The organism is Hyphomicrobiales bacterium (genome assembly GCA_016710435.1).
Taxonomy (GTDB): domain Bacteria; phylum Pseudomonadota; class Alphaproteobacteria; order Rhizobiales; family Aestuariivirgaceae; genus Aestuariivirga.
The window spans coordinates 419,404-439,847 of sequence record JADJVV010000001.1 but is presented as its reverse complement, the minus strand read 5'-3'; the positions used below and the strand labels follow the sequence as shown (position 1 = coordinate 439,847).

Below are 20,444 nucleotides of genomic sequence, written 5' to 3'. Positions count from 1 at the left end.
CGTTCTCCTTGAAGTATGGATTGAGGGAAAGGTTAGTGGTGGGTGTGAAGCGCGTCGTTGAGATAGACGCACGTCAGAATGGCGAAGACGAAGGCCTGCAGGAAGGCCACGAGGAATTCCAGGGCGGTGAGGGCGACCGCCATGGCGAGCGGCGCGATGGCGCCAAGGATGCCAAGGCCGCCGAGCGTGCCGAGGCTCACGACGAAGCCCGCAAACACCTTCAGCACGATATGGCCCGCCAGCATGTTGCCGAAGAGACGTAGGCCAAGCGAAATCGGGCGCGACAGGAATGAAATGATTTCAATGAGCGAAATGAACGGCAGGATGGCCAGCGGCACGCCCGAAGGCACGAAGAGTTTGAACCAGCCGAGGCCGTGCTTGTAGATGCCGACCACGACCACGAGCAGGATGACGAAGAGCGCCAGCGAGGCGGTGACGATCACATGGCTTGTGACCGTGAAGAAATAGGGGAACATGCCGAGCATGTTGGCGACGAGCACGAAGGAGAACAGGGAGAAGACCAGCGGGAAGAACTTCTTCCCGTCGTGCCCCAGCACGTTGTTCACCATGTTGTCGATCATGCCGTACCACATCTCGCCGACGGACTGCACACGGCCGGGAACGAGTTCGGCCTTGCGCGAGGCGAGCCAGAAGAAGCCGGTGATGACCGCAACGATCGCGCCCATGAAAAGGGCGGAGTTGGTGAAGCTGATCTCGTAGCCGCCGAGATTGAAAGACCCCGTAAGGTCGTGGATCTGGAACTGGTGAATCGGATCGTTGGCCACGATCAGTCCTCTTCTTCATCATCCGCCGATGGCGGCGTCATTTTACGAAGCTCTTCCGCCGTGGGCTGGCTCCTGTTCGCGGCACGCGACATGTTCAGGATACCGGCACCGAAGCCGAGGAGCAGAAACAAGATCAGGAACAGCGGAAGCGTCCCCACCAGATAATCAAGTCCGTAGCCCAGAAGGCCACCCACCAGCACGCCGGCCACAAACTCACTCGCCAGGCGGTACCCCTTGGAATAATCCTTGGCGCTGTCGTAGCGGTTCGAGGGCTGTCTGGCGGCCGCCTGGTCCGTCCGTTCGGCCGCAATGCGGTCCGACAGGTCTTTCAGGCGGTTGGAGAGATCACCCAGCTTCGGGTCGGCCTCGTTCTGGGGCGTCTTGGGTTTGCGCGGTTCGGCCATGTTGACAGTCTCCGGGCAATGTTCAACGCGTCCGGAAAGGTGCCTTTCCAAAGCGCGCTCTCCATAGTTCGCGGGCGGAAGTGTGTCAAGATTTGGATTCTTGTTTCAACGCACTGAAAGTGTTGGTTTAATTCGGTGCGTCTGGCACTGCGGCATTGAGTCAGGCGGAAGCGCTGTCCGCCCTCGTGCGAATCCCGCTGCCGGATGCCGGAAGAGCATCGAGGACGGCGCGTTCGTTGGCGCGGCCTACGGGGATTTCGGTGCCGCCCGCCAGCACGAGCATGAGGCGGCGCCCGGCGCGGCGGGATGACTGCACGGCGCTGCGGTGGACCCAGAAGGACTTGTGAACCCGCAGGCCCACATCGCCCAATTCGGCAATCACATCGCTGAAGCGGGCCCTCTTGTGCTCCACGCGATCGCGGAAGACGAGTTTCACGTAATGGTCTTCTGCCTGCGCATAATAGAGTTCAGAGGGAGCCATGGTCTTGCGCGCGGGAGGTTGTGGCGCTGACGCGAGATCGGCAGTCCTGGCCTGGCGTTCGCGGAGCAGGTGATCGATTGCGGAAACAATGCCGATGTAGAGAGAGGACTCCAGCCATGTCTCAAGCCGTGCGTGGTGCTGAAAGAGCAGATCGCACATCTTGATGGCGGCAACGGTGTAGGCGACCACTCCCGCCGCGACTGCCATCAGGTCCCGCCTTGAGACCGGATCACCGGCATTGCGCGTACTATCCCGGTAGCGCGCATAGATGTTGCGGAGTTCTACCAACGCCGCGGCAAGGGTTGTCAGGAATGCCAGATAGAGCGCAAAGGCCGGTGGTGACGACCCGTATGAACTGTAGCCCGGATCACAGAACAGAAGTCCGCCCAGCACCAGCAAGACGGTGACCGTCAATGCCTGCAACGGCGGCAGGCCACGGCGCGCGATACGCATCTGCTGATCTTGTCCGAGTTGCTCCACCGCAGGTCTTCCCATTCCTGGCGCCGTGCATGTCAGGCGCCATTTGTATTTGTCTCTTCTTGGCCCCTTCCTCCGCTGTGACATATGCAAGTGGCCTGCATCCACCGCAAACAGACGTCGTCAGAATCTATAATCAACAAGGCAATTCTTCGTCCAGATATAAGTCTTGTAAGCAATTGTTCAATTGAGACATTTTCATTCGCGCGATGACATTTGTAGTGTTGGCGAAGAAGGGAAATACTTCACAACAATTTGAGATTGCGGTTTGGTCTTCAAAACCGCTGTATTGGTGGCGTTTTCGCGCGCGGCGGCCCGAGGGTGCTAGAGAATGCCGCGTGCCCCGAGGTCGCTGCGCAATTTCCCAGGTGTGGTGAAATGCAGCGCCTGCCAGCCGGCGGCTTCCGCGCCATGAACATTCCTCACGCTGTCATCGATGAACAGGCACTCGGACGCGACCAGGTGATTGCGGTCACACAGCATCGCAAAAATGGCGGGGTCTGGCTTGATGATGCCTTCGTCGCCGGACACCACGATGTCGCGGAAGAGGGAGAGGAAGCCAAATCGCGCACGCGTCTCCCGGAAGGTTTCCCCATTCCAGTTGGTAATGGCGAAGAGGGGCGTGCCGTTGCGGTGCAGCTCTTCCAGGATTTGCACCGAGCCATCAATCGCGCCCGGCACCATCTCCATCCAGCATTCACGGAACAGGCGGATTTCCTTTTCCCATGCAGGGTGGCGGCTGATGGCGTCAGCAATCGCTGCTTCCCAGGCGCGGCCCCGGTCCTGCTCCACATTCCACGCGCCGTGACAGACTTCGGCGAGAAACCATTCCATCTTGCCGGGGTCATCGAAGACCTTGCGGTAGAGATGGCGCGGATCCCACTCGATGAGAACCATGCCGAGATCGAAGACAACGTTCATGCGGGCTGACTTTCCGGGCGGGGGAGAAGTGGCTCATACATCATGATGGCGTGGTTGGCCGTGATGAATTCCTCGCCGAGGCCCTCCGCCGTCACGGCATCGCGTTTCCTGCGCCACAACTCGTTGTGCCGGGTATAGCCGCCCCACCATTCGGGGCGAATCTCGTGGTTCTTCTCGAACACCTCGAAGCGGTGATGCTGGGGTGCCGAGCAGCGCCAGGCACCGCGCAGCCAGTCATTCTTCGTCCAGAGGCTGAGCTGGTAGGTATCATCCGTGGGATTTCGGATCTGCAGGTCGATGTAGTTGTAGGCGCACGTTGCGCCCGAAGCGAAGGGCTGGGTGCGGCCCGCATCAGGAAAGACATCGAAGCCATGCCGCCAGCGTTCGGCAATCTCCAGGTCGGTGTGGATCGTCATCCAGTAGATGAGGTTGGTCATCTGGCAGAGGCCGCCGCCGATGTCCTGCGCCAATGTTCCGTTCTTCAGCACGAAGCCCATCTTGAAGCCGCGCCGCGCCGTGGGCTTGCCCACCATGCGCCAGAAGGAAAAGGTTTCGCCAGGCTTGAGGATCAGGCCATCAATGCAGGCAGCGGCGACGCCCAGACTCGCCATCTTGTTCCGCTGCAACGTCATGTCTACGCCGGACAGTTCACGCAGCATCGGCGTGCCGTGCTGCATGTGCATGTGGGGGAGGTGGTTGTTCCGGCGTTCGCTGGCGTAGCGCGTGGAGGTGACGTACCAGGAGAGGCGGCGCTTGTTCACATAGTAAAAGCGACCCAAGGCAAGGCGGAGCGCCGAGCGCTTGATGGGTTTGGCGACGGGGGTGAGCATGATGGACGTTCAACTTTAACAAGGACCCCGCACGCGCCTTGATTGCCAGAAGGCAGGTGCGCCGTCCATGGCCCGCAATGCCGCGGCGGCCTGGCCCTAGCCCGCTTCCGCCACCAGTTCCGTTGCTTCTTCCAGGTTCACCGACACCAGTTGCGAGACGCCGCGTTCCATCATGGTGACGCCGAACAGGCGGTTCATGCGGGCCATGGTGAGCGGGTGGTGGGTGATGATGAGGAAGCGCGTCTCGGTCCGCTGCAGCATGGCGTTGAGCAGGTTGCAGAAGCGTTCGACGTTGTGATCGTCGAGCGGTGCGTCAACTTCGTCCAGCACGCAGATGGGCGAGGGGTTCGTCAGGAACACCGCGAAGATCAGCGCCATGGCGGTGAGCGTCTGTTCGCCGCCCGAGAGGAGTGACAGGGTGGTGGGCTTCTTGCCCGGCGGCTTGGCGAGGATTTCCAGGCCCGCCTCCAGCGGATCATCGGATTCCACCAGCTGCAGTTCCGCCTCGCCACCGCCGAAGAGGGTGGTGAAAAGTTCGGTGAACTTGCTGTTCACCGTGCCGAAGGAGTCCAGCAGGCGCTGGCGGCCTTCCTTGTTGAGCGAACCGATGGCACCACGCAGCTTGCTGATGGCCTGGACGAGTTCGTCCTTCTCGGTCTTCATCTTGTCGAGCTGCTCGGCGACGGCGGTTGCTTCTTCATCGGCGCGGAGGTTCACCGCTCCGAGGCGCTCGCGGTCATCTCGGAGCGAGAGGAGCTTGCGCTCGATTTCTTCTGCCGGCGGCAGCCTTTCGGCATCGACACCGGAGGCGGCCAGCACTTCGTCCGGCGGGACATTGAGGGTTTCGGCGATGCGGGCCTGGCAATGGTCCTGGCGCTGCTTCGAGGCTTCGAGGCGAGCCCCCAGACGGGCGTGGTCTTCGCGCGACGTCGCGGCCTGTTCCTGCGCCTCGCGGAGCGCCTTGTCGGCCTCGCGCACGGCGTTTTCCGCTTCCTGCAGGGCATCGGCGGCGGACTTGCGGTCACGCTCGGCCTCGCCCAGCATGTTCATCAGCTTGAAGCGGCGGTCGGCCAGTTGCTGCGGCATTGCCGCCATTTCGGCCAATGCGGATTCCGTCTCGGTGAGGCGGGTGGAGAGCGTTTCCACCTGTTCGCGGGCCTTGGCGGCGCGGGCGCGCCACTGCTCGGTTTCCTGCGCGATCGCCTTCAGACGGTCGGTGCGCATGCGGGCTTCGCGTTCGAGGCCGTCGTGGCGGGCGCGCGCCTCGCCATAGGTGGTGCGTTCGCGGTTCAGCGTGTCGCGCAAGGCCCCGGCTTCGGCCTGCAAGCCATCGAGGGCGGGCAGCGCGGTGAATTCGCCTTGTGCCGATTCCAATCCCGCCAGCACTTCGGCGCGCTGGCCTTCGGTGCGGCGGTGGGCTTCGTCGAGCGCGCTGGTCTGCGCGGTCTGTTCGGCGAGGCGGCGTTCGTGGGTCTGCAAGGCGCGGCGCGCCACATCCAGCGCGGAGGTGGCGGCGCGCCAGGCTTCGCGGCGGTCGCGCTCGGATTTCACGCCGGTTTCGACGTCGGTGCGAGAGGATTCGTGTTCAGTGCGGGAAGCGTCGGCGGCAGCCTGAGCCTCCTTCATCTCGGCTTCCAGCGAGACGAGGCGATTGCGTTCGGCGAGGCGCTTGGCGGCCGCACTGGGGGCTTCGGCAGCGGCCACAAAACCATCCCAGCGCCAGACGTCGCCTTCACGCGAGACAAGGCGCTGACCGGGCTTCAACTGCGGCTGTACGGCGGCGCCGACGCTGCGGGAGACGACGCCCACATGGGACAGCGCGCGCCACAGGGCGGGAGGGGCCTCCACATGGCGGGAGAGTGGTGTTGCATCGCCGGGCAGCGGGGGAATGTCTCCCAGCTGCTGCAGGGTGCGCCAGTGCACGGGCGCGCCTTCGTCCGACGAAGCTTCGATGTCGTCACCCAAAGCGGCAGCCAGGGCGGTTTCATAACCCGGCTCGACGTTGAGGGCATCGACCACGGCGGGCCACAGGCCATTGCCGTCATTCTTGAGGAAGTTCGTCAGTGTACGGACTTCCGTGGCGAGGCGGTCGGAGCGGCGGCGCGCTTCGTCATGGGCGCCGCGCTTCTCGGCTTCCGTTGCGCGGGCGGTGCGGAGGCTCGCTTCCGCCTGGCCTGCGCCCGTTTCGGCGTCCGCGGCGGCGGCGACGGCGGCCTCGACGGCGGCGGCCAGGGCCGCACCGTCACCCACGTCGCCCAATTGCGCGATGAGGTTGGCCTTGCGGCCCGCAATCGACTGCATCTCGCTGTCGAGACGGGAGAGGCGGTTTTGCTGGTCGGCGATGGCGCGTTCCATGGCGCCGCGGCGGGCGGACAGGTCTGCGAGTTTGCGGCCTGCCTCGTCGGCGGCTTCCTGGGCGCGCGCCAAGGCATCGGCGGCGGCCTGCATGGCGGCGGCGGCATCGGCGCGGCGGTCGGCGTCGGCGCCGAAGGTGGCTTCCAGTTCCTGCGCTTCACCGCCAAGACGTTCGATCACGCCATCGGTATCGGCGAGCAAGCCATCTTCACGGGTCACGTCGGCGCGGATTTGCGACTGGCGCTGCTTCAGATCGTGGATGCGGCCTTCAACGCGTTTTTCCTCGTCATCAAGTGTGGCGCGTTCCAGTGTAAGCCGCTGCAGCACGGCGGCGCGGATCGTTTCCTGTTCGCGCAAGCCCGGCAGTGTGTCGCCCATCTCGTCACGGGCGCGCAGGCGTTCGGAAGCGGCGCGGGTGTGCTCGGCGAGGAGGCGGGTTGCCTCTTCGAGGAGGCCCGTGTCACGGGTGACTTCGGCCGAGGCATCGCGCCAGGCCACGAACAGTCCGGCTGCTTCGAGCTTGCGGATTTCGGCGGAGACCTGCTTGTATTTCTGGGCCTGCCGCGCCTGGCGCTTCAGGCTGTTCAATTGGCTTTCCAACTGCGCCGTCACGTCGTCGAGCCGGGCGAGGTTCATCTCGGCGGCCTTCAGCTTCAGTTCCGCCTCATGGCGGCGGGTGTGAAGGCCGGTGATGCCGGCGGCTTCTTCCAGGATGAGGCGGCGGGCCTGCGGCTTGGCGTTGATGATCTCGGCGATCTGACCCTGACGCACGAGTGCGGGGGAGCGCGACCCCGTGGAGGCATCGGCAAAGAGCAACTGCACGTCGCGGGCGCGCACTTCGCGGCCGTTGACGCGATAGGTCGAGCCATCGTCACGGATGATGGCGCGGCTCACCTCCAGCAGTTCGGAATCGTTGAAGGCGGGGGGTGCGGTGCGATCATCGTTGGTGAGCGTGATCAGCACTTCCGCCATGTTGCGCGCCGGGCGCTGGGTGGTACCGGAGAAGATCACGTCCTCCATGCCGGAGGCGCGCATGGACTTGTATGAGTTTTCACCCATGGCCCAGCGGAGCGCTTCCAGCAGGTTCGATTTACCGCAGCCGTTCGGGCCCACGATGCCGGTCAAGCCCGGCTCGATGACCAGTTCGGTCGGTTCCACGAATGACTTGAAGCCTGTGAGCCTCAGCCGCGTGAACTTCATGATTGCCCCGTTCCCCTTAACGCTCGAACGCCGCTGCTCAGCCGAGCAGCGGGTCGATCACGGCCTTCAAGGCCTCAATGGTGTGGTCGCCTTCGAAGCGCTTGAATGCCGGCTCGCTGGCGCCCTTGATGAAGATCGTGGGAATGCCGGTGACGCCAAAGCTCTCGGCGCGCTTGCGTTCATCCAGGATCTTCTTGGCGACATCGACGTTCTTGATGCAGTCGTTGAAAGCCTGCTCGGTGAGGCCCGCCTGCTGGGCGATGGCCTTGAGGCCTTCCAGCGGGTTCGGCATCCAGGTGGCCTGCGTCTTGAAGAGCACGCCCACCACGTTCATGTATTTGTCGGGTGCCGCACAGCGGGCCACCATGAAGCCGCCGAGGCCCGCGTCATTGTGCGGGAATTCGCGGAAGATGAAACGCACCTTGCCGGTGTCGATGTAGTCCTTCTTCAGGGCCGGATAGACGTCCGTGTAGAAGGCCGCGCAATGGGGGCAGCTGGCTGAGGCATATTCAATGATGGTGACCTTGGCATCGGCGGCGCCTTCGGCGATTTCGCCATGGGCCGGCGGCTCTCCGAGCTTGGAAAGGTCAGGTGCATCCTGCGCCATGGCCGTGGCGGGGAGCAGGGCGGCGGCGGCGACGCTGCCCAGAAGAAGACGGCGGGAGATCTGTGTCATGAGACTGTCCTAACTGATGTTGCGGGCAGAGGCCATGGCCCTATTGCCCCTGTGGAGAACGTGGTTTTTCGCTGCGGATTCCAACGCTTAAGCGGCTCAAAGCCTGCTTCAGCGCGTCATCTTCGAGGGCGGCGATGGCGGGTGGCGGAGGCTCCGCCGGGGCCGTTGCGGCGATGGGCTTTGGCGCAGGCGCAAGAGTGGCCGCTCCCGGCAGCACCTTGATCCGCACGATGGCGGCGTGACCGAGATAGGCGTTGATCCGCTCACGGATGAGATCGGCCTTGTACTGAACATCAAGGGCGCGGCCCGGCGCGGATTTCAGCGTCAGCGTGCCGCTCGGGGTCTCGCCCTTGTTCGTGGGGCGGCTCCAGGAGATGCGCTCGGGGACGGCGAGTGCTGCCGTCTCCGTGCCGACGATGTCCGCCCAGTGGCTCAACAGGTCAGCGCTCTGGAAGCCGTGCTTTTCAAACACGGCTTTGGTGAGGGTGCGGAAATGCTTGTCGAGGGTTTCCATTGTGCGAGAGTGCCGTCTTTCTGGAGCGGAATCATAGCGCAAACCATGGCGGAAGAGGGGCTGAAAATGGCGGGAGATCAGGCGGCACGGCTGCTGGCCTGGTATGACGCCCATGGCCGCGACCTGCCATGGCGGGTGAAGGGCCACGGCAGCGGGGTTCGGCAGGACCCCTATTTCGTTTGGCTGTCCGAGATCATGCTGCAGCAAACCACCGTGGCGGCGGTGCAGGCCTATTTCCGCAAATTCGTGGCGCAGTGGCCGACGGTGGAGGCGCTGGCCTCGGCTGATCTCGATGACGTGCTGCGGGCCTGGGCGGGGCTTGGCTATTACGCACGGGCGCGGAACCTCCATGCCTGTGCGCAAGCGGTGGTGCGCGATTACAGGGGGCAGTTTCCCGCTGATCATGATGCGTTGCTCGCCTTGCCGGGGATCGGGCCATACACGGCTGCCGCCATTGCCGCGATTGCGTTCGACGCCCGCCATGCGGCTGTTGATGGAAATGTGGAGCGTGTCGTGTCGCGTTACTATGCGATCGAAACCCCCTTGCCGGAATCGAAACCGCTGATCCGGGCGAAGGCGGAGGCGCTGGTTCCGGTGCGCCGCGCGGGCGATTTTGCTCAGGCGCTGATGGATCTCGGCGCCACGCTCTGCACGCCCAAATCCCCGAACTGCCTGATTTGTCCGTGGGCGGATGATTGCGCAGGGCGGCGGCTGGGGATTGCGCCTGAACTGCCGCGCAAGGCGGCCAAGAAAGCGGTGCCGACGCGTCGCGGCCACGCCTACTGGATCAGCAGGCCCGGTGGCGCGGTGCTGTTGCGGCGGCGGCCTGACAAGGGATTGCTGGGCGGCATGATGGAAGTGCCGTCGAGTGCCTGGACCGAGTCGCTGCCCGAGGCCGATTTTCCAATCGCAGCCAACTGGCGCAAACGCGCTGGCAAGGTCACGCACACCTTCACGCATTTCCATCTCGAACTCACGGTCTGGGTGACGGAGGTGGATGATGCCGCCTGCGTGCCGCTTTCAGGAGAACGCTGGGTGGCGCTTGAACAGCTTCATGGCGAAGCGCTCCCCACCGTCATGCGCAAAGTCGTGGCGCATGTGATGGGTGAGGGGTGAGGGGTCGGTCCTGGTGCGCGTGGTTGGAGCGGCAACCCGTTCTCCGCTTTACCGGCGCCCGCCCACTTCATCGATGTGGCGCAGCAGATCAGCCGGGTCTTCGTAGACACGGTAGGCGCCGGCGCGTTCCAGTTCGCCTGTGGAGTAGCCGCCGGAGAGGAGGCCGATACCCAGCGCTGCGGCGCGGCGCGAGGCCAGCATGTCCCACACGGCATCGCCCACCACGCAGGCATGGGTGATGTTGGTGCCGAGTTTTTCGGCGCAGGCGATGAAGAGGTCGGGATCGGGTTTGGCGTAGCGCACGAGGTCGCGCGTGATCACCACATGCTTGGCCGGATCGACGCCGAGGGCTTCCAGCACCGGCCCGGCGGTGCGCATGCGGCCCGAGGTGGCGATGCCCCAGGGGATTTCGTTCTCGGTGAGATGCTTCAACAATTCGCGCGCACCCGGCAGCACGACCGTTCCCGTGGTGCGTGTATTGTAGTGATGGGCATGCAGGTCGCTCAGTTCGCTGCGCAGGCCGTCGCTGATGTCGCGGCCGATTTCGCGCGAGAGGGCGGCGGTGAACAGATCACCCGACATGCCGATGCGCCGGTGGATGCGCCAGATGGAAACATCAATGCCCTTGTCCTGCAAGGCGCGGTGCCAGGCGATGACATGATCGTAGACGCTGTCCACGAGGGTGCCATCGAGATCAAAGAGGAAGGAGGTTTGCGTGCGGGCGGAGGGGCGCTGTGTCATGGGGCGAATGTGTAAGGGCATTCCCTCCCGCTGACAAATGCGGAAAATGCAGTGCTGGTGGCAGACACGGTGCCCTTAGGCGACCGCCGCCATTTCCGCCCGCACCTGCTGGCGCAGGAGGTCGATCGGCACCATGTTGGGGCCGCGCTTCACATGCCAGAAGGTCCAGCCGTTGCAGGCCTCCGCACCTTGCACATGGGCGCCGATCTTGTGAATGGAGCCGGAATTGTCCTTGCAGGCCACGGAACCGTCGACGCGCACGCGCGCAGCGATGCGGTAGCTCGGATCATAGATCGTCTCGCCCACCTTAACGAGGCCACGCTCGATCAGGGTGCCGAACGGCACGCGCGGCTCGGCGCGCTTTCCCGTCGTGGTCTTGAGTGCGTCTTCCGGCAGCATTTCCGTGTTGGCGATGCGGGCGCGGGCCCCGCGGGCGTAGACTTCTTCGCGCTCGATGCCGATGAAGTTGCGGCCAAGCTGCTTGGCGACGGCACCCGTCGTGCCCGTGCCGAAGAAGGGATCAAGCACAATGTCGCCGGGGTTGGTTGTCGCCAGCATGACGCGCTGGAGCAGGGACTCGGGCTTCTGCGTGGGATGCAGCTTGTCGCCCTTCTTGTCCTTCAGGCGTTCGCCGCCGGTGCAGAGCGGCAGCGTCCAATCGGAGCGCATCTGCTGGTCGTCGTTGAACACCTTCATGGCATCGTAGTGGAAGCAATACTTGGAGGAGTCGTCACGCGAGGCCCAGATCAGGGTCTCGTGCGCGTTGGTGAAGCGGCGGCCGCGGAAATTCGGCATGGGGTTGGTCTTGCGCCACACCACGTCGTTCAGGATCCAGTACCCCAGGTCCTGCAGGATGGTGCCGACGCGGAAGATGTTGTGATAGGAGCCGATGACCCAGATGGCGCCATTGGGCTTCAATACGCGGCGGCACTCCGCGAGCCATGCGCGCGTGAAGGCATCATAGTCGGCGAAGGAGGCAAACTTGTCCCATGCATCATCGACAGCGTCGACCTTGCTCTGGTCGGGGCGCGTCAGGTCGCCGTTGAGCTGCAGATTGTAGGGTGGATCGGCGAAGACCAGATCGACGGAGGCCGCCGGAATCTTCTTCAATTCGGTGAGGCAGTCACCGAGCAGAATCTGGTTCTGCAAAAACTTCACGTCCGGTTTTACGATAACGCCCATCACACCCACTCACACGCAAATCACTGTTGCTGGGGCTGTTATGAGTCCTAGGAGTCAGCGCGTGAATCGAAACCGCTTTTTATGGTTAACAACCGAGCAGCAGGCGGATGGGCGCGAAGCTGCGGCGGTGTTCGGAGCAGGGGCCGTGGCGTGACAGCGCTGCCTGGTGGCCTTCCGTGCCGTAACCCTTGTGGGCGGCGAAGCCATAGTCCGGGTACTGACGATCGAGATCGTGCATCAGCCGGTCGCGCGTCACCTTGGCGATGATGGATGCGGCCGCGATGGAAAGGCTCTTGGCGTCGCCCTCGACAATGGTTTCGCAGCGGCAGGAAAGTGGGGGCGCGCGGTTGCCGTCGATGAGGGCGAGATGGGGTGTGGTGGCGAGGGACTGCACGGCCTCGCGCATCGCCTCGTAGGTGGCCTGCAGGATATTGATCTGGTCAATCCGCGCCGCGCTGATGATGCCAACGCCGACGATGGCCCCCTGCATGATCGGGCCGTAAAGGGCCTCGCGCTTTGCTTCCGTCAGCTTCTTCGAGTCGTTCAACCCCGGCGGAATGTTGCGGGGACTGAGGATAACGGCCGCAGCCACCACAGGACCTGCCCAGGGCCCGCGTCCTGCTTCGTCCACGCCGCACACGATGGTGCCATCCATGGCAAGTTCCGTCTCGCGGTCGAAGGAAGGGAAGAGCATTCCGCCCCATAGCCTTCGCCGTTGAGTCGCTCCAAATCCGCCGCGGGGTTATCCGCAACCATATGCCAGCCTGTGGACAGTCTGCGGCGGCGCGGGGGAGAGGGTCAAGAGGTGGAGAAAGTCCGCTAGAACAGCATCATCTGCTCGCCCCTCTGGAGCGGACGGTGGAAAAGGTCGGTGCGCAGCTTGATGCGGTTGGCGTTGAGGCCGAGGCGCTGGGCCGCCAACTGGAAGCGGCGGCCGATCATCCAGGCCATGGGGCCGGTGCCGGTCATGCGGCTGCCGAAATTGGGATCGTTCTCGCGGCCACCGCGCACGTCCTTCACATGGCTCATCACCTTGGCGGCCCGGTCAGGGTATTCGCGCTGCAGCCAGTCCTTGAAAATCTCCTTCACCTCGAAGGGCAGGCGCAGCATGGTGTAGCCCGCCTCCGCAGCGCCGGCATTGCGCGCCGCCTTCAGGATGTTCTCGATCTCGTGGTCATTGAGACCGGGAATGATCGGACCCATCATCACCACGGTGCGCACACCAGCCTTGGCCAGCATTTCGATTGCGGCGAGGCGCTTTGCCGGCGTCGAGGCGCGGGGCTCCATGCTGCGGGCGAGCTTTGGATCCAGGGTGGTGATGGAGAGCGCCACCTTCACCAGATCCTGTTCCGCCATCGGTTTCAGTAGGTCGAGGTCGCGCGTGACGTTGGCTGACTTCGTCACGATGCCGAAAGGGTGCTGGAACTCGGCCAGCACTTCAATCACGCCCCGCGTGATGCGGTAGCTGCGTTCAATCGGCTGATAGGGATCGGTGTTGGCCCCCAGCGCAATGGTGGCCGGTACGTAGCTTTGCGCCGACAGTTCCGCGCGCAGCAATTCCGCCGCGTTGGGCTTGATGAAGAGCTTGCTCTCGAAATCCAGCCCCGGCGACAGGCCCATGTAGGCGTGGGCCGGCCTGGCATAGCAATAGATGCAGCCGTGTTCACAGCCGCGATAGGGATTGATGGAGCGGTCGAAGGAAATATCCGGCGACTGATTGCGCGTGATGATCGCCTTGGGCGTCTCGGTGAAAATCTCGGTGCGCAATTTCGGAATGTCGGACAGCGAGTCCCAACCGTCATCGACGTAGGATTCGGTGTAATTCTCGAAGCGCCCGGCGGGATTGATGCCGGCGCCGCGGCCACGTTCCAACTGCGGCAAGCGGGTCAACTTTCCCGTGCCCAAGGCATCAACGGCGAGGCCCGGGGAGGGGCGCATGTCCATCAGCGTTGGCATGTTGGAATACGTAGTCTGCCACCATGAACAAATCAAGAACAATCTTGCGCCCAGAGGCGAATCCGGGTTAGCCCCCAGCCTCACCATCATGATGCAACCCCGCAACCTCCTGCTCGCGCTCCTGCCACCGCTCTGCTGGGGAACCGGGTTCACGTTTTCCAAGCCGGCTGTGAGCCATTTCCAGCCGCTGTTCATGATGCTCATGGTCTATGGCAGCATTGCTCTCGTGATGCTGCTTACGCTTCGCGACATGCCGAAGACGCCCTGGCCGAAGCTCCTTGTCATCTCGGCCTGCTCAGTCACCATCCAGGGTGCGCTGCTCTTTTCCGCCATGGCCTATGTGGACGCCACAACGGCGAACCTCGTGCTGCAGACGCAGGTTCCGATTGCCATCCTGCTGGGCTGGCTTCTGCTGGGCGAAACGCTCGATGCGCAGAAGATCATCGGCACCACGATCGCGCTGGCCGGTGTCGCAATCGTCATTGGCCTGCCGCAAGAGAGGCCGCCGCTCTTTGCCGTTGCGGTGGTGATCGTGGCGGGCGGCGTCTGGGCGCTGGGGCAGGTGCTGACACGGCTGTGGTCGCAGGATTCAGGCTTGCTGGTGTTGAAGGCCAACGCGCTGTTCGGTGTGCCGCAGTTGCTGCTGGCGACGCTGCTTCTGGAAAATGGCCAATGGCAATCGATTGCAACGGCGACGCCACTGCAATGGTTCTATCTCGCCTTCGTCGGCATCATCGGTTTCTACGTGGCCTATGTGGCGTGGTTCACCTTGCTGAAACGTGTGCGCGTGGATGAGGCGACGCCGTTCGTGCTGCTGATGACGCCGATCGGCGTGCTCACCGCTGTGCTGGTGCTGGGCGAACGGTTGCAATGGCCGCAGGTGGTGGGTGGCTCCATTCTGCTTCTGGGGCTTGCGGTGGTGAGCGGCGCGCTGAAGGTGCCGCTGCGGCGCGCCTGAGGGACTAGACGTCGATTTCGAAACCGAAGCGCTCCATGTCCTCGCGGCAGAGTTCCGTGTAGGTGCGGCGGAGATCTGGGCGCCATTCCAGCGGCACGCTGAGACCGCGGTTCTCCCATGGCATTTCGAAGCCGGTGAGCCCGATGGTGTGGCACATGTAGTCGACGATGCGCGCCTGCTCCTTCAGGCGGAACAGGTCGCTGACCATGATGTTACCCTTGGCGTCCGTGAGGTAACTGCTGATTGCATTGCGCCACCGGTCATCGGCGACGCGTTCGAGAAACTCATCGAAGCTGTCCGACAGGATTGCTGCGGGGATGGTGCCGCGATTGTGGTGGTACCACCAAGGAGGAATGATCGGCGCGAACCCTTCCTTCAGTGCTTCTCTTGCCTCGCGCTCGAAATGGAACAGTGCATCAGGCACGTTGCGGTGGTTGAGGTAGTACTCCCGCAGGAAGTCACGCCACTGGCTCAGGCCGTAGCGGTATTCACTTTCCACCATTTCGAGTGGCGGCCGGATGATGGCCATGGACCGCATGGCCGCGAAGGTGCCGTGGCCGATCGCATCCGCCATCCGCAGGGCCGTCGTATGCTTGGCGATGCCGTAAATCTTCTGGAAGCTCGCCTGAATGATCTCGCCTTCCTTTGACCCGCCAATGACGAAGTCGCCCCAGCGCTGATGCCGGCTCCAGCCAATTTCGACCGATGTTCCGCCGCACTTCGGAATGTGGATGAAGACAAAGTTCAGCCGGTGAGAGATGACGGTCATGAGCCGTCAGCTCTTCGAACGGCGCAGGTGCTCGTCGAGGCGGGGCATGATCTCGATGAAGTTGCAGGGGTGATGCCGGTAGTCGAGCTGGTGAACGAGGATTTCATCCCAGGCGTCCTTGCAGGCGCCGGGCGAACCCGGCAGGCAGAAGACATAGGTGCCGTTCATCACGCCCGCCGTGGCGCGGGACTGGACGGTGGAGGTGTGAATCTTCTGGAACGAGATCATGTGAAAGACAACGCCGAAGCCTTCGATCTCCTTGTCGAAGAGTGGGCGCAGGGCTTCCACTGTCACGTCGCGGCCGGTGAGGCCGGTGCCGCCGGTGGTGATGACGACGTCGATGTCGTCGCGTTGCGTCAGGCCGCGTACCGCGGCGCGGATGTCTTCGATCTCGTCCTTCACGATGAGACGGTCAGCCAACATGTGCCCCGCACCCGTGACGCGATCCGCGAGGGTCTGGCCTGACTTGTCATTCTCCTGGGTGCGCGTGTCGGAGATGGTGATGACGGCGATGTTGGCGGGCAGGAATTCGCGGGGTGCGCTGCTGATCTTGTTCATGCTGATGCGTCCAGTTTGGCCCGGAAGGCCAGGAGGTCGAGCCAGGCCAGCCGTTTCAGGGCAGGGGATTTCAGGAGGGATTCGGGATGGAAGGTTGAGAGCAGTGGCACGTTGCCCGCCGTCAGCCAGGTGCCGCGCTGGCGCTGGATCGATTCCGCGCCGCCGGCCAGCCATTGTCCGGGCAATCCCCCGAAGGCCAGGATGATCTGCGGCTGCAACAGCGCCACGGCGCGCTCGGCGAAAGGCAGGATCATCCGGCATTCAAGCTCTGTGGGCGGACGGTTGCCGGGCGGACGCCACGGAAGGAAACTCAGCAGGGAGACCGGGACGCCCGCCTCACCGCCCAATCCGATCGCGGCGAGCATGCGTTGGAACAGGACCTCGTGCTTGTCTGCGAAAATCTTGCCGCTGCGGTCTTCCTCGCTGCGCGGCCTGTCGCACATCACCAGAATGCGGGCGCCCGGCGTTGCCTCGGCAAAGCAGAGGCGCGAGGCGGTTCGCCGCAAGGGGTGCGCCTGGAATGTATCGAGCAGTTCAGCGAGGGCTGCAAGCGTGGGTGCCTGGCGCGCGGCGGCATGAACCTGCTCCATGGACGCCTCCGCTTCGAGCGCGGCGCGGGGCTGCGGCGGGGGGGGAGAGGGCGGTGCGCTTGGCCGTGGCGGGGAGGCCCGCGGCGGTGCTGCGGCCACCACGGGTGGCGGTGCGGCAAAGCGGTTGACCGGGTCGGCCCCGAGGATTTCGTCCGCCCCCATTTCGCGCAGCCACAGCAACGCCGCCGCGGCTTCGGCGGCGGACAGGGATGCGGCGTTTGGACTTTGGCTCATGTCGCAATTGGGTGCTTGTTAGACCTTGCCCAAATCCTATAACAGGCCCTCATCCGAACTCAAACCGCGAGGCTTATGGTGAGCGATATTCAGCGTGAAGCAATGGAATATGATGTCGTGATCGTGGGCGCAGGCCCCGCCGGCCTTTCCGCTGCCATCCGCATCAAGCAGATTTCCCCCGACACGACCGTTTGCGTGCTGGAAAAGGGTTCGGAGGTGGGCGCGCACATCCTGTCGGGTGCGGTGATCGATCCCATTGCGCTCAACGAACTCATTCCGGACTGGAAGGAAAAGGGAGCGCCGCTCAATACGCCGGTCATCGAGGACCGCTTCTATGTGCTGGGCAAGGGCGGGTCACTGCGCATTCCCAACGCGATGATGCCGCCGCTCATGGACAATCACGGCAACTACGCCGTGTCGCTGGGCAATGTATGCCGCTGGCTCGGACAACAGGCGGAAGGCCTGGGCGTTGAAATCTATCCGGGCTTTGCGGCTTCGGAAGTCCTGTACCGTGAGGACGGTTCGGTGCGTGGCGTTGTGGCTGGCGTAATGGGCATCGCCAAGGATGGCAGCCACAAGCCCGATTACCAGCCCGGCATGGAACTCACCGGCAAATATGTGCTCATCGCGGAAGGCGTGAGGGGTTCACTCGCCAAGGAAATCATCGCACGGTTCAACCTGCAGGATGGCCGGCAGCCCGCCAAGTTCGGCATCGGCATGAAGGAACTGTGGGAGGTCAAGCCCGAGAACCACAAGCAGGGACAGGTCACCCACACCATGGGTTGGCCGCTCGGCATGAAGGCCGGTGGCGGCAGCTTCATGTATCACCTTGAAGACAATTTGGTGTCGATCGGGTTCGTGGTGCATCTCAACTACGAAAATCCGCACCTGTTCCCTTACATGGAGTTCCAGCGCTTCAAGCATCATCCGCTGATTGCGCCCGTTCTCGAAGGTGGCCGCCGCGTGGCCTATGGGGCGCGCGCCATCACCGAAGGCGGCCTGCAATCGGTGCCGAAGCTCTTTTTCCCCGGCGGTGCGCTGATCGGCTGTTCGGCGGGCTTCGTGAACGTGCCGCGCATCAAGGGCAGCCATAACGCCATGAAGACAGGCATGCTGGCGGCGGAAGCGGTGGTGGCCGCCCTCGCAGCGGGGCGTGAGGCCGATGAACTTCCCGAATATGAGGAGGCATTCCGCAATTCGTGGGTCTACGAAGATCTGGCCAGGGTCAAAAACGTCAAGCCCATGTGGTCCAGGCTTGGCCTTCTGGGCGGGGTGGCGCTCGGTGCTGTCGACATGTGGATGCGGACACTGTTCGGCTTCGGCCTCGGCACCTGGAAACATGGCAAGCCCGACTATGCGACGCTCAAGCCTGTGTCGGACTGCAAGAAGATCGATTATCCCAAGCCCGACGGCGTCTTGTCCTTCGACCGCCTGACCAACGTTGCCTTCTCTGGCACCAACCACGAGGAAGACCAGCTCGTTCACCTGCGGTTGCGTGATCCTGCCATTCCGGTGCAGCAGAACCTGCCTCTCTATGATGAGCCGGCGCAGCGCTACTGCCCGGCGGCGGTCTATGAAATCGTTAACGAAGAGGGCCACCCGCCGCGCTTCCAGATCAATCACCAGAATTGCGTGCACTGCAAGACGTGTGACATCAAGGATCCGGCGCAGAACATCATATGGACGGTTCCGCAAGGCGGCGAAGGGCCGAATTATCCCAATATGTAAGGGGAGTGACGCGATGGGAATTTTTCCCGGCGTTCGCTATAGGTTCCTTGACAGTTTGAATTAACGCTATTTGAAATTGCGGCTTAACCAGCGAGGAAACACTAAAAGTTGAGCCATGGCGGCAAGGAGTTGTTGAACTCTCTGGACTAACCCTGACCCATTTGAAGGGGAGAAGTCATGGAACTTCAGCACTCAGATTCTTGCGCAACCTGGAAGAAGCGGCTGTTGAGCCGTTTTCTCAAGGACACCAGCGCAACTGTGACGCAGATCTTTGCGCTCTCGACCATTCCGATCTTCCTTGCGGCGGGAGCGGCCGTCGATGGCGCCCGCATCAATGATGAACACAGCAAGTTCCTTGCCGCCGTGGATGCGGCGGTGATCGCTGTGGCTTCCGATGACCGTGCGTCGGTTCAGAGCCTCAGTGGTGCGCAGCTTAATGCGCGCATGCTGGAACTCGAAAATCTGGCCGCGACCTATGTGAACAAGAATTATCACGCCAGCGGCGAGATTGCCGTCGACCTGACCATTACCGGTCAGAAGGTGAAGCTGGATGCAAACTTCCAGTTCCCCACGACAATCATGTCTCTTGCCGGCATCTCCGAAATCGACATGAAGGCCAGTTCAACGGTTCAGAAGGCCATGCGGCCCATCGAACTCGTGATGGTGATGGATACCACAGGCTCCATGGCCTCGAGCGGCAAGATCGACGGCGCCAAGACGGCTGCGCACAATCTTCTGCAGACGCTCTATGGCGGCACGCTCGGCAATGAGCCGCGCAGTGAATTCCTGCGTACGGCATTGGTGCCTTTTGCGGCCGCCGTGAAGCTCGATACCGCCGCCTATGATTTCAACCTGAACTGGATCGACACGGCTGGTGACAATCCGAATTCCAAAGTGAACTGGGACGCGGTGACGACGCCCGTTGCCTGGAACAACTACTATGCGTGGAGCAGGCTCAAGAAGTCGAGCACTGCCTATCACACCTGGAACGGGTGCGTGGAAGCACGCGCCCGCGGCACCGGCGCGACCGACTATCACAACAACGATGCGGCGCCGACCGATGGGACGACTCGTTTTCCCGCCTACTTCTCCGTCGATACGCCGAGTGAATCCAGCTACGGCTATGACTATATTTCAAAGGGCGCCATCACCACGGTCAATACGGAATGCTACGGCCTGACGTCGACACAGTGCACCAGCACCACGACCGCCAACCTGCGCATCAAGCAGGAGAACTATCGCAAGTATGACGGCAAGAACGTGGGTACCGAATCCGTGAGCACGGATGGCCCGTGGTCGGGCTGCGCGGCCAGCAAGGTCGTACCGATGACCTATGACCGCGCCAAGGTGGAAGCGGGCATTGACCTGATGAACGCCTCCGGTCCGACCAACATCGGCGAAGGCCTCTCGTGGGGCTGGCGCGTGATCTCTCCCGGCGAACCCTTCGCGAAGGTGGAAGGTTCGGGCGGCCTCGGTGCCACGACCATCGCCCCTTATGGCGATGCGCGCTGGCAGAAGATCGTCGTGCTCATGACGGACGGTGACAACGACCTCAGCCCCGGCGGCTACGGGTTCAACAACACCATCTATTCCGCCAACGGCCTTGCAGGCGAACCGACGGCAAACAACCGCTTCAGCACCACGACCTCGAGCGCCATCCAGGGCTCGATGGATACCGACATGCTCACCGTGTGTTCGAACGTGAAGGCGGCGGGTATCCAGCTTTATGTGGCGTCCTTCGGCAGCGGTGTGTCCACCGCCACGAAGACCCGTCTGCAGAGTTGCTCGTCCGGCACGGGCTACTACCAGCACGCCACGGCGCCTACCGATCTGGCGGCCTTCTTCAACCACATCGGGCAGGACGTCATCAACAAGTCGATCTACGTGTCGAAATAAGGCGCAAGCCGGAGCAAATCAAAGGCGGATGCCCTCGCATCCGCCTTTTTCTTTTAAGTTGCGGGTTGAGCGG

At 63.0% G+C, this 20,444-nt stretch carries 19 protein-coding genes; 4 read left to right on the top strand and 15 right to left on the bottom strand.

Annotated elements, in window-relative coordinates:
• Nucleotides 1-32 precede the first annotated feature (32 nt).
• The 8 genes from IPM06_02170 to IPM06_02135 all read right to left on the bottom strand — a co-directional run bounded on the left by IPM06_02170 (nucleotide 33) and on the right by IPM06_02135 (nucleotide 8,643).
• Nucleotides 33-788, bottom strand: a complete 756-nt coding sequence (locus tag IPM06_02170; GenBank protein ID MBK8769217.1) for a F0F1 ATP synthase subunit A — start codon at nucleotides 786-788, stop codon at nucleotides 33-35.
• Complete coding sequence (locus IPM06_02165) at nucleotides 788-1,189, bottom strand: AtpZ/AtpI family protein (GenBank protein ID MBK8769216.1); 402 nt, start codon at nucleotides 1,187-1,189, stop codon at nucleotides 788-790. The genes IPM06_02170 and IPM06_02165 overlap by 1 nt, the downstream gene beginning before the upstream one ends.
• A 160-nt stretch (nucleotides 1,190-1,349) precedes the next feature.
• Nucleotides 1,350-2,165 carry a LytTR family transcriptional regulator gene (locus tag IPM06_02160; protein ID MBK8769215.1) on the bottom strand — a complete coding sequence of 272 codons (816 nt, stop codon included), beginning with the start codon at nucleotides 2,163-2,165 and terminating at the stop codon, nucleotides 1,350-1,352.
• Nucleotides 2,166-2,471: 306 nt separating this feature from the next.
• Complete coding sequence (locus IPM06_02155; protein ID MBK8769214.1) at nucleotides 2,472-3,068, bottom strand: HAD family phosphatase; 597 nt, start codon at nucleotides 3,066-3,068, stop codon at nucleotides 2,472-2,474.
• On the bottom strand, nucleotides 3,065-3,898 hold the full coding sequence (locus IPM06_02150; GenBank protein ID MBK8769213.1) for a VanW family protein: 834 nt from the start codon (nucleotides 3,896-3,898) through the stop codon (nucleotides 3,065-3,067). Before IPM06_02150 ends, IPM06_02155 begins: the two co-directional genes overlap by 4 nt.
• A 96-nt stretch (nucleotides 3,899-3,994) precedes the next feature.
• Nucleotides 3,995-7,453: a chromosome segregation protein SMC gene (gene smc, locus IPM06_02145; GenBank protein ID MBK8769212.1), complete on the bottom strand. Its 3,459-nt coding sequence runs from the start codon at nucleotides 7,451-7,453 to the stop codon at nucleotides 3,995-3,997.
• A 37-nt stretch (nucleotides 7,454-7,490) separates the two neighbouring features.
• Nucleotides 7,491-8,129 (bottom strand): DsbA family protein, encoded by a 639-nt coding sequence (locus tag IPM06_02140; GenBank protein MBK8769211.1) that lies wholly within the window; start codon nucleotides 8,127-8,129, stop codon nucleotides 7,491-7,493.
• 40 nt (nucleotides 8,130-8,169) lie between these two features.
• Nucleotides 8,170-8,643, bottom strand: coding sequence for a DUF721 domain-containing protein (locus IPM06_02135; protein ID MBK8769210.1), 474 nt, complete (start codon nucleotides 8,641-8,643; stop codon nucleotides 8,170-8,172).
• A 45-nt stretch (nucleotides 8,644-8,688) separates the two neighbouring features.
• Here IPM06_02135 and mutY point away from each other — a divergent pair, with 45 nt between their 5' ends.
• Nucleotides 8,689-9,759 (top strand): A/G-specific adenine glycosylase, encoded by a 1,071-nt coding sequence (gene mutY, locus IPM06_02130; protein MBK8769209.1) that lies wholly within the window; start codon nucleotides 8,689-8,691, stop codon nucleotides 9,757-9,759.
• Between the two features lie 48 nt (nucleotides 9,760-9,807).
• Here the strand turns inward: mutY and IPM06_02125 are convergent, their stop codons facing one another.
• The 4 genes from IPM06_02125 to IPM06_02110 form a co-directional block, all read right to left on the bottom strand.
• Nucleotides 9,808-10,500, bottom strand: coding sequence for an HAD family hydrolase (locus IPM06_02125; GenBank protein ID MBK8769208.1), 693 nt, complete (start codon nucleotides 10,498-10,500; stop codon nucleotides 9,808-9,810).
• Nucleotides 10,501-10,575: 75 nt separating this feature from the next.
• A complete protein-coding gene (locus IPM06_02120) occupies nucleotides 10,576-11,682 on the bottom strand; it encodes a site-specific DNA-methyltransferase (protein ID MBK8769207.1) in 1,107 nt (368 codons plus the stop codon).
• Between the two features lie 85 nt (nucleotides 11,683-11,767).
• A complete protein-coding gene (locus IPM06_02115; GenBank protein MBK8769206.1) occupies nucleotides 11,768-12,376 on the bottom strand; it encodes a ribonuclease HII in 609 nt (202 codons plus the stop codon).
• Nucleotides 12,377-12,501: 125 nt separating this feature from the next.
• Nucleotides 12,502-13,638, bottom strand: coding sequence for a PA0069 family radical SAM protein (locus IPM06_02110; GenBank protein ID MBK8769205.1), 1,137 nt, complete (start codon nucleotides 13,636-13,638; stop codon nucleotides 12,502-12,504).
• Between IPM06_02110 and IPM06_02105 the strand changes: the two genes are divergently transcribed.
• Nucleotides 13,619-14,596, top strand: a complete 978-nt coding sequence (locus tag IPM06_02105; protein MBK8769204.1) for an EamA family transporter — start codon at nucleotides 13,619-13,621, stop codon at nucleotides 14,594-14,596. The two genes, IPM06_02110 and IPM06_02105, sit on opposite strands and share 20 nt — an antisense overlap.
• A 4-nt stretch (nucleotides 14,597-14,600) precedes the next feature.
• On the opposite strand, the gene IPM06_02100 is transcribed toward IPM06_02105, so the two are convergent.
• From IPM06_02100 to IPM06_02090, 3 genes are read right to left on the bottom strand one after another with little or no spacing between them, the layout of a single operon-like run.
• Nucleotides 14,601-15,365, bottom strand: coding sequence for a hypothetical protein (locus IPM06_02100; protein MBK8769203.1), 765 nt, complete (start codon nucleotides 15,363-15,365; stop codon nucleotides 14,601-14,603).
• A gap of 6 nt (nucleotides 15,366-15,371) precedes the next feature.
• A complete protein-coding gene (gene moaB, locus IPM06_02095; GenBank protein ID MBK8769202.1) occupies nucleotides 15,372-15,923 on the bottom strand; it encodes a molybdenum cofactor biosynthesis protein B in 552 nt (183 codons plus the stop codon).
• The gene (locus tag IPM06_02090; protein ID MBK8769201.1) at nucleotides 15,920-16,747 is read right to left on the bottom strand and encodes a uracil-DNA glycosylase; all 828 of its coding nucleotides are present in this window, start codon (nucleotides 16,745-16,747) and stop codon (nucleotides 15,920-15,922) included. The genes moaB and IPM06_02090 overlap by 4 nt, the downstream gene beginning before the upstream one ends.
• Before the next feature lie 78 nt (nucleotides 16,748-16,825).
• On the opposite strand from IPM06_02090, the gene IPM06_02085 reads away from it, so the two are divergent.
• Complete coding sequence (locus tag IPM06_02085; GenBank protein MBK8769200.1) at nucleotides 16,826-18,475, top strand: electron transfer flavoprotein-ubiquinone oxidoreductase; 1,650 nt, start codon at nucleotides 16,826-16,828, stop codon at nucleotides 18,473-18,475.
• 225 nt (nucleotides 18,476-18,700) lie between these two features.
• Complete coding sequence (locus IPM06_02080; GenBank protein ID MBK8769199.1) at nucleotides 18,701-20,371, top strand: hypothetical protein; 1,671 nt, start codon at nucleotides 18,701-18,703, stop codon at nucleotides 20,369-20,371.
• Nucleotides 20,372-20,444 lie beyond the last annotated feature (73 nt).

Excerpts from the sequence above, each read along its gene's own strand:
- IPM06_02165 (MBK8769216.1), bottom strand. The coding sequence starts at position 1,189 with ATGGCCGAACCGCGCAAACCCAAGACGCCCCAGAACGAGGCCGACCCG.
- IPM06_02160 (MBK8769215.1), bottom strand. The coding sequence starts at position 2,165 with ATGGGAAGACCTGCGGTGGAGCAACTCGGACAAGATCAGCAGATGCGT.
- IPM06_02155 (MBK8769214.1), bottom strand. The coding sequence starts at position 3,068 with ATGAACGTTGTCTTCGATCTCGGCATGGTTCTCATCGAGTGGGATCCG.
- IPM06_02150 (MBK8769213.1), bottom strand. The coding sequence starts at position 3,898 with ATGCTCACCCCCGTCGCCAAACCCATCAAGCGCTCGGCGCTCCGCCTT.
- smc (MBK8769212.1), bottom strand. The coding sequence starts at position 7,453 with ATGAAGTTCACGCGGCTGAGGCTCACAGGCTTCAAGTCATTCGTGGAA.
- IPM06_02140 (MBK8769211.1), bottom strand. The coding sequence starts at position 8,129 with ATGACACAGATCTCCCGCCGTCTTCTTCTGGGCAGCGTCGCCGCCGCC.
- IPM06_02135 (MBK8769210.1), bottom strand. The coding sequence starts at position 8,643 with ATGGAAACCCTCGACAAGCATTTCCGCACCCTCACCAAAGCCGTGTTT.
- mutY (MBK8769209.1), top strand. The coding sequence starts at position 8,689 with ATGGCGGAAGAGGGGCTGAAAATGGCGGGAGATCAGGCGGCACGGCTG.
- IPM06_02125 (MBK8769208.1), bottom strand. The coding sequence starts at position 10,500 with ATGACACAGCGCCCCTCCGCCCGCACGCAAACCTCCTTCCTCTTTGAT.
- IPM06_02120 (MBK8769207.1), bottom strand. The coding sequence starts at position 11,682 with ATGGGCGTTATCGTAAAACCGGACGTGAAGTTTTTGCAGAACCAGATT.
- IPM06_02115 (MBK8769206.1), bottom strand. The coding sequence starts at position 12,376 with ATGCTCTTCCCTTCCTTCGACCGCGAGACGGAACTTGCCATGGATGGC.
- IPM06_02105 (MBK8769204.1), top strand. The coding sequence starts at position 13,619 with ATGTCCATCAGCGTTGGCATGTTGGAATACGTAGTCTGCCACCATGAA.
- IPM06_02110 (MBK8769205.1), bottom strand. The coding sequence starts at position 13,638 with ATGCCAACGCTGATGGACATGCGCCCCTCCCCGGGCCTCGCCGTTGAT.
- IPM06_02100 (MBK8769203.1), bottom strand. The coding sequence starts at position 15,365 with ATGACCGTCATCTCTCACCGGCTGAACTTTGTCTTCATCCACATTCCG.
- moaB (MBK8769202.1), bottom strand. The coding sequence starts at position 15,923 with ATGAACAAGATCAGCAGCGCACCCCGCGAATTCCTGCCCGCCAACATC.
- IPM06_02090 (MBK8769201.1), bottom strand. The coding sequence starts at position 16,747 with ATGAGCCAAAGTCCAAACGCCGCATCCCTGTCCGCCGCCGAAGCCGCG.